This is a genomic window from Cupriavidus sp. D384 (genome assembly GCF_001652915.1).
In the GTDB taxonomy this organism is placed as follows: domain Bacteria; phylum Pseudomonadota; class Gammaproteobacteria; order Burkholderiales; family Burkholderiaceae; genus Cupriavidus.
In genome coordinates, this window is sequence record NZ_BBQI01000099.1 from 169,601 (window position 1) to 176,418 (window position 6,818).

Genomic DNA, 6,818 nt, shown 5'->3' on the forward strand with positions numbered 1-6,818 from the left:
GAGCGGTTCGAAGCGGCCATTCTGCACGGCGCCGCGCTCCCCTGAAATAAGACGAATCCGAATGAAATCGGGCTGCTCCTAGGGTGACCCATATTCCTGGCGCACGGTCACCAGGCGATCGAGCAGCGCGCCGTCGGCCAGCAGGCTGGCACTGTCCGACCGATGCGCGACCCGGCCACGATCCAGCACCATTGCCTTGCCGGTCATCGCCAGCGCCAGCCGCGCATGCTGCTCCACCACGATCACGGCCATGCCGCTTTCGGCAATCAGTCCCGCAATCACGCGCTGCAGCGCCTGCACGATGACCGGCGCCAGGCCTTCCATCGGCTCGTCCAGCAACAGCAGCGCGGGGTTCACCATCAACGCCCGGGCGATGGCCAGCATCTGCTGCTCGCCTCCCGACAGCTGGTTGCCCAGGTTGCGGCGCCGCTCTTCCAGTCTCGGAAAAATCCGATAGATACCGGCGATGTCCCACGGCCCGGGACGCGCCACGGCCGTCAGGTGTTCTTCCACGGTCAGCGACGGGAAGATCCAGCGCTCCTGAGGCACCCAGCCGATACCGGCCAGGGCGCGCCGATGCGATGGCATTTTCGCCAGATCGCTGCCCTGCCAGAACAGCCTGCCGCCACGCACGCGCGTCATGCCCATCAGCGTTGCCAGCAGCGTGGTCTTGCCCACGCCGTTGCGGCCCAGCAGCGCCAGGCTCTCGCCGGCGCCCAGCGTCAGGTCGATCTGATCCAGCACGATGGCGTCGCCGTAACCGGCGCTGATGCCTTCCACGCGCAGCAGCTCAGTCATGGGCAGCCTCCCCAAGATAGACCTCCTTCACGCGCGCGTCGGCGGCGATCTCGGCCGGCGTGCCTTCCGTCAGCACCCGCCCGCCCACCAGCACCGAAATGCGCTCGGCAAAGCGGAACACCAGGCCCATGTCGTGCTCGATAAAGACGATCGTGATGTCGCGCGGCAGGCCGGCGATGACCGCGAACAATTCGGCACTCTCGCCGGCGGGAATGCCGGCCGCCGGCTCGTCCAGCAGCAGGATCGACGGCCGCGTAGCCAGCGCCAGCGCCATTTCCAGCAGCCGCTGCTTGCCGTATGGCAGTTGCCGCGTCTCGGTGTCGGCATCGCGCTCGAGTCGCAGCAGCGCCAGCACCGACATGGCCTCGTCCGCCAGCGCCGCCTGCGATGCCACCGTGCGCGACCAGATCCGCGATGCGCCGGTGCGCTCGGCCACGGCCAGCACCACAGACTCCAGCACCGTCAGCCCCGGAAACAGCGTATTGATCTGGAACGTGCGCGTCATGCCCAGTTTCACGCGCGCGTGCTGCGGCAGCGACGTGATATCGCGCTCGCCCAGCCAGATGCGCCCCGCCGACGGCGGCAAGGCGCCGGTCAGCAGATTGATGAACGTGGTCTTGCCCGCGCCGTTGGGCCCGATCAGGGCGTGGCGCGCGCCGGGCGCGAATGTCAGCGAGATATCGCTATTGGCGGCAAATGCGCCCCATGACTTGCCCAGTCCTTCCGTGCGCAGCGTGGCGGTCATGCGTCGGCTCCGTGTTCGCGCGGGGCAACCGCGCGGCGGCGCGCCATCCAGGCGCTGACCGCCCCCATCACCCCGCCGCGCGCATACAGCACCATCAACACCAGCAGCAGACCGATCCAGAACTGCCAGTACACGGGATTGATGCCGGCCAGCACGTCCTGCGCAATCATGAACAGCGCCGCGCCGATCAGCGCGCCATAGAGCCGCCCCGTGCCGCCCAGCACCAGCATGACCAGCAATTCCGCCGAACGCGGAAAGCCCAGCACATCCATGCCCACAAACTGCGTGGTCTGGGCCAGCAGTCCGCCGGCCACGCCGGCAATGGCCGCCGCCACGGTAAAGGCCACGCGCAGGCGCCGGGGCACGTTGGCACCCAGCGCCGGCATGCGGCGCGCGCCCTCGCGCACGCCGCGCAGCGACAACCCGAACGGCGACGCCACGATGCGCCGCACCAGCACGAACATCGCAAACAACACCACCAGGCTGTAGAGATAGGCGGTCTTGCCGTACAGGTCGAATTCGAACATGCCCAGCAGCGGACGCATGGTCACGCCAGACAGCCCGTCAACGCCGCCGGTCAGGAAGGCCGCCTTGTTGGCGGCCTCGAACAGCATCAGGCCGATGCCAAGCGTGACCATCAGCCGGGTGAGATCGCCGCCCCGCACCACCAGGAAGCTGCAGAGCCAGCCGGCAAACGCAGCCACCGCCGCCGCGGCCAGCAGGCCCGAAATTGGCTCGCCCCAGCCATGCGCACCCAGCAGGCCGGCCGTGTAGGCGCCCAGCCCGAAGAACGCGGCATGGCCCAGCGACACAACACCCGCATAGCCCAGGATCAGGTCCAGCGACAGCGCGAAAAGCCCCGTGATCAGAATCTGACTACCCAGGATCAGATAGTCGGGCAGCAGGAAGAAGACCGCCACCGGCATCAGCCAGAAGACGATTTCGGCCGGGTGCCAGCGGCCATCGGCAAGGCGATGACGCATCATGCGGCGCGCCTCCCGTAAAGGCCGGCCGGAAACGCCACCAGCAACAGCACCATCATCGCGTAGATGACGAACGCGCCCACCGCGGGCACGTAGTACTTGCCGGCCACGTCCGCCACGCCCAGCACCATCGCCGCCACCAGCGACCCGCGAATACTGCCCGCACCGCCTACCGCCACCACCAGCAGGAAATAGACCATGTATTTGAGCGGAAAGGCCGGGTCGAGCCCGAGCACGTCGATCCCCAGGCCTCCGCCCAGGCCCGCCAGCCCGGAACCGAGCGCAAACGTCAGGCTGAACACGCGCCCCACGTCGATGCCCAGTCCGCTGGCGGCCTGCTGGTTGTCCACCGCCGCGCGCACCTGCGCGCCAAAGCGGGTGCGCGCCACCAGCCAGCCCAACGCCAGCGTGATCACGATCACCACTGCCAGCAGGAACAGGCGATAGGCGCCCAGGTCCAGCCCGGCCACCCTGACCTGCCCGATCAGGAATGCCGGCAGCACCACCGGCTGCTGGCCGGGGCCGAACCACCATGTGGCGCCGGCCATCGCCATGAAGGTCAACCCGATCGAAAACAGCACCTGGTCCAGATGGCTGGCCCGATACAGCCGCCGATACAGCGTGCGCTCCAGTAGCCAGCCCGCCAGCGCGGCGCCCGCGAAGGCGGCCGGCAATGCGGCCAGGAACGGCACGCCCAGCCGGTTCATCAGCACCACGGCCACGTAGCCGCCCAGCATCGCAAATGCGCCGTGCGCCAGGTTGACGAAGTTCATCAGGCCCATGGTCACGGACAGGCCAATGCTGATCAGGAACAGCAGGCTGCCATATGTCACGCCGTCGAACAGCACGCCGGGCAAGCTCGAAATCACGATCCGGTCCTCTGCATGGGTGGATGGGGGTGGATGATCGCTGCTGGCTGGGAAAATACCGCGCCGATTGTTCAGTGGGCGCCGCTTTTTTGCAATCGGGCCCGACCCGGGCAACCCCGGCTGGCGCGGCGGATGTTGCAACGGTTGCCGAAGGCGTTGTCGGCTTTACTTCGACTGCCGCACGCGCTAAGGTCATTCGGACCGCCGCCAAGGGATGAAACGTCATGCCAATGGACCGCCGCACCTTTCTGGAGATGACTGCCGGGCTGGCCGTGCTGCCGGCCGGACCTGCACTGGCCGCCGCGCAGGCCGCCACCGTTGAAGCACCGATGCGCCGCAGGGTGCCAACCACGGGCGAGCAGTTGCCGGTGATCGGCATGGGCACGGCCGACACCTTCAACGTGGGCCGGGGCAGCGACGACCGCGCGGCGCTGACCGAAGTCCTGGCCGCGCTGCTGCAGCGCATTCCGAAGGCCGTGATCGACACCGCGCCCAGCTACGGCAGCGCCGAGGCCGTCACCGGCGACCTGCTGCAGGATGCCGGCGCACGCGGCAAGGTGTTCGTGGCGACCAAGATTTCCACCAGCGCGGCCAACGCCATGGCACAGTTCACGCGGTCACGCGCGGAACTGCATTCGGACAGCGTCGACCTGCTGCAGGTACACAACCTGATCGACTGGCGCGACAACCTGAAGCTGCTGCGGCAATGGAAGGAACAGGGCAAGGCGCGCTATATCGGCATCACCCACTACCGCGAGGACGCCCGCGAGGAACTGGCACATATCCTGCGCAACGAAAAGCTCGACTTCCTGCAGGTCAACTACTCGCTGGGCGAGCGCAACGCCGAAAAGGCACTGCTGCCGCTATGCGAACAACGCGGCGTGGCGGTGCTGATCAACCGTCCGTTCCAGGACGGCCGGCTGTTTTCGGCCGTACGCGGCAAGCCGGTGCCCGACTGGGCCGGCGAGATCGACTGCACGTCGTGGGCCCAGCTGTTCCTGAAGTTCATCGTCAGCCATCCCGCCGTGACGGCCGCCATTCCGGCCACCTCCAAGCCGAAGAACATGGCCGACAACCTGGGCGCAGCCTTCGGACGCATGCCCGACACCCGCGAGCGTGCGCGCATCGCCGCGACGCTGGCCTGATCCCACACGCCTGGCCGCGACCGGCGCATGCACGCACCCGACCTGCCCCCCAACGCCGAACCCGGCGGCCCATCGCAAGACCCCCTGCAGGGCCGCCTGCTGGGCCTGCGCGCCGGCGAGCGCGCCGCCGTGGTGGCCGGCTTCCTGTTTTTCTTCTGCCTGTTTGCCAGCTACTTCATGCTGCGGCCGGTGCGCGAGACGATGGGCATCGCGGGCGGCGTGCAGAACCTGCAATGGCTGTTCACGGCTACCTTCGTGGTAATGCTGGTGGCGATCCCGTTCTACGGCGCCTGCTGCAAATGGCTGCCGCGCCGGCGCTTCGTGCCGTGGGTCTACGCGTTCTTCATCGCCAACCTGCTGGCGTTTGCCGGCGTTACGCGCGCGCTGCCGGACAGCGTCTGGCTGGCGCGTGTGTTCTACGTGTGGCTGTCGGTGTTCAACCTGTTCGTGGTATCGGTGGCCTGGAGCCTGATGGCCGACGTGTTCCGCCCCGAGCAGGCACGGCGGCTGTTCGCGCTGATCGCTGCGGGCGCCAGTGCCGGTGGCCTGGCCGGGCCGGTGATGGGTGGCTGGCTGGTGGGCCGCATCGGCCTGACCGGGCTGATGCTGCTGTCGGCGGCGCTGCTGGCCGCCACACTGCCAGTGGTGGGCTACCTCTTTGCATGGCGTCAGCGGCTCGGGGCCGGCGTGATCGACGGCACGGCGCCGGGCGGCCTGGCGGCACAGGACCCAGCCCAGCCGGTTGGCGGCGGACTATGGGCAGGGCTGTCGATGGTCATGCGCTCGCGCTACCTGCTTGGCATCAGCCTGTTCGTGATCCTGCTCGCCACGTCCAGCACCTTCCTGTACTTCGAGCAGGCACGCCTGGTGGCGGCGGCCTTTCCCACGCGGGCGCAGCAGACGCAGGTGTTCAGCGCGCTCGATGCAACGGTGCAGGCCCTGACCATCCTCCTGCAGATCTTCTTCTCGGGCCGCCTTGCAAGGCGCTACGGCGTGACGGCGCTGCTGACGGCGGTGCCGCTGGCCGTGACCGGTGGCTTCCTGCTGCTTGCCATGTGGCCCACGTTCGGGGTGCTGGCCGCAGCGATGATCGTACGGCGCGTGGGCGAATACGCGATGCTGCGGCCGGGCCGCGAGATGCTGTTTACGGTGGTCGACCCCGAGACCAAGTACAAGGCCAAGAACGTGATCGACACTGCGATCTACCGCGCCGGCGATGCGGTCAGCGCGTGGGTGCGCACCGCCATCGACGCGTTGTCGGGTCACCCCGCCACCGTGGCACTGGCTGGTGCCGTGCTCGCCATCGGCTGGGCGGGGCTTGGGCTGTGGCTTGGACGGCGGCACGAAGGCCAGGTGACCGTGGCGGAAGCCGGCGCCGCGCCGCCGGTTCTGGCACGCCCGGCAAAGCACAGCCGATGACAACCACCCGACAAGGCCAGCCGATAATCGCGCGCCGGTCTGGCCGCACTGCGCCGATGCCCGTATAGTTCTTGCCGTGTTGGCGGCACATGCCGCCCTACCCCATTTGCACAGGAGTTGCCTCATGAAGACCAAAGCCGCCATCGCCTGGAAAGCCGGCGCCCCGCTCACCGTCGAGGAAGTGGATCTCGACGGCCCGCGTGCTGGTGAAGTCCTCGTCGAAATCAAGGCCACTGGCATCTGCCACACCGACTACTACACGCTGTCCGGCGCCGACCCCGAAGGCATCTTCCCGGCCATCCTGGGCCACGAAGGCGCGGGCATCGTTACCGACGTGGGCCCGGGGGTCACGTCGCTGAAGCCCGGCGACCACGTGATTCCCCTCTACACGCCGGAATGCCGCCAGTGCAAGTTCTGCCTGTCGCGCAAGACCAACCTGTGCCAGGCCATCCGCTCGACGCAGGGCAAGGGCCTGATGCCGGACGGCACGTCGCGCTTCTCGATCGACGGCAAGCCGATCTTCCACTACATGGGCACGTCCACGTTCGCCAACCACATCGTGGTGCCGGAAATCGCGCTGGCCAAGATCCGTCCGGACGCGCCGTTCGACAAGGTCTGCTACATCGGCTGCGGCGTGACCACGGGCGTGGGCGCGGTGCTGTTCACGGCCAAGGTGGAAGCCGGTGCCAACGTGGTGGTGTTCGGCCTGGGCGGCATCGGCCTGAACGTGATCCAGGCGGCCAGGATGGTGGGCGCCGACAAGATCATCGGCGTGGACCTGAACCCGGGCCGCGAAGCCATGGCACGCAAGTTCGGCATGACCCACTTCATCAATCCGAAGGACGTCGAGAACGTGGTG

General features: G+C 67.9%; 7 protein-coding genes. 3 read left to right on the forward strand and 4 right to left on the reverse strand.

The window, feature by feature from the left end:
* Nucleotides 1-78: 78 nt before the first annotated feature.
* Genes A9J21_RS25425 through A9J21_RS25440 form a run of 4 tightly spaced genes read right to left on the reverse strand, consistent with a single transcriptional unit; the run spans nt 79 to nt 3,392 of the window.
* Nucleotides 79-798 carry an ABC transporter ATP-binding protein gene (locus A9J21_RS25425; RefSeq protein ID WP_066740494.1) on the reverse strand — a complete coding sequence of 240 codons (720 nt, stop codon included), beginning with the start codon at nt 796-798 and terminating at the stop codon, nt 79-81.
* Complete coding sequence (locus A9J21_RS25430; RefSeq protein ID WP_066740496.1) at nt 791-1,543, reverse strand: ABC transporter ATP-binding protein; 753 nt, start codon at nt 1,541-1,543, stop codon at nt 791-793. Before A9J21_RS25430 ends, A9J21_RS25425 begins: the two co-directional genes overlap by 8 nt.
* On the reverse strand, nt 1,540-2,529 hold the full coding sequence (locus A9J21_RS25435) for a branched-chain amino acid ABC transporter permease (protein WP_066740498.1): 990 nt from the start codon (nt 2,527-2,529) through the stop codon (nt 1,540-1,542). The genes A9J21_RS25430 and A9J21_RS25435 overlap by 4 nt, the downstream gene beginning before the upstream one ends.
* Entirely contained in the window at nt 2,526-3,392 is an 867-nt protein-coding gene (locus A9J21_RS25440; RefSeq protein WP_404851414.1) for a branched-chain amino acid ABC transporter permease, read from the reverse strand. The genes A9J21_RS25435 and A9J21_RS25440 overlap by 4 nt, the downstream gene beginning before the upstream one ends.
* Before the next feature lie 227 nt (nt 3,393-3,619).
* On the opposite strand from A9J21_RS25440, the gene A9J21_RS25445 reads away from it, so the two are divergent.
* The 3 genes from A9J21_RS25445 to A9J21_RS25455 all read left to right on the forward strand — a co-directional run.
* Nucleotides 3,620-4,540 carry an aldo/keto reductase gene (locus A9J21_RS25445; RefSeq protein ID WP_066740504.1) on the forward strand — a complete coding sequence of 307 codons (921 nt, stop codon included), beginning with the start codon at nt 3,620-3,622 and terminating at the stop codon, nt 4,538-4,540.
* Between the two features lie 27 nt (nt 4,541-4,567).
* A complete protein-coding gene (locus A9J21_RS25450; RefSeq protein WP_066740506.1) occupies nt 4,568-5,959 on the forward strand; it encodes an NTP/NDP exchange transporter in 1,392 nt (463 codons plus the stop codon).
* Between the two features lie 124 nt (nt 5,960-6,083).
* On the forward strand, nt 6,084-6,818 hold a 735-nt coding region (locus tag A9J21_RS25455), incomplete at its 3' end, for an alcohol dehydrogenase catalytic domain-containing protein (protein ID WP_066740508.1).

Coding starts and splice junctions, on each gene's coding strand:
- A9J21_RS25425 (WP_066740494.1), bottom strand. CDS start 798: ATGACTGAGCTGCTGCGCGTGGAAGGCATCAGCGCCGGTTACGGCGAC.
- A9J21_RS25430 (WP_066740496.1), bottom strand. CDS start 1,543: ATGACCGCCACGCTGCGCACGGAAGGACTGGGCAAGTCATGGGGCGCA.
- A9J21_RS25435 (WP_066740498.1), bottom strand. CDS start 2,529: ATGATGCGTCATCGCCTTGCCGATGGCCGCTGGCACCCGGCCGAAATC.
- A9J21_RS25445 (WP_066740504.1), top strand. CDS start 3,620: ATGCCAATGGACCGCCGCACCTTTCTGGAGATGACTGCCGGGCTGGCC.
- A9J21_RS25450 (WP_066740506.1), top strand. CDS start 4,568: ATGCACGCACCCGACCTGCCCCCCAACGCCGAACCCGGCGGCCCATCG.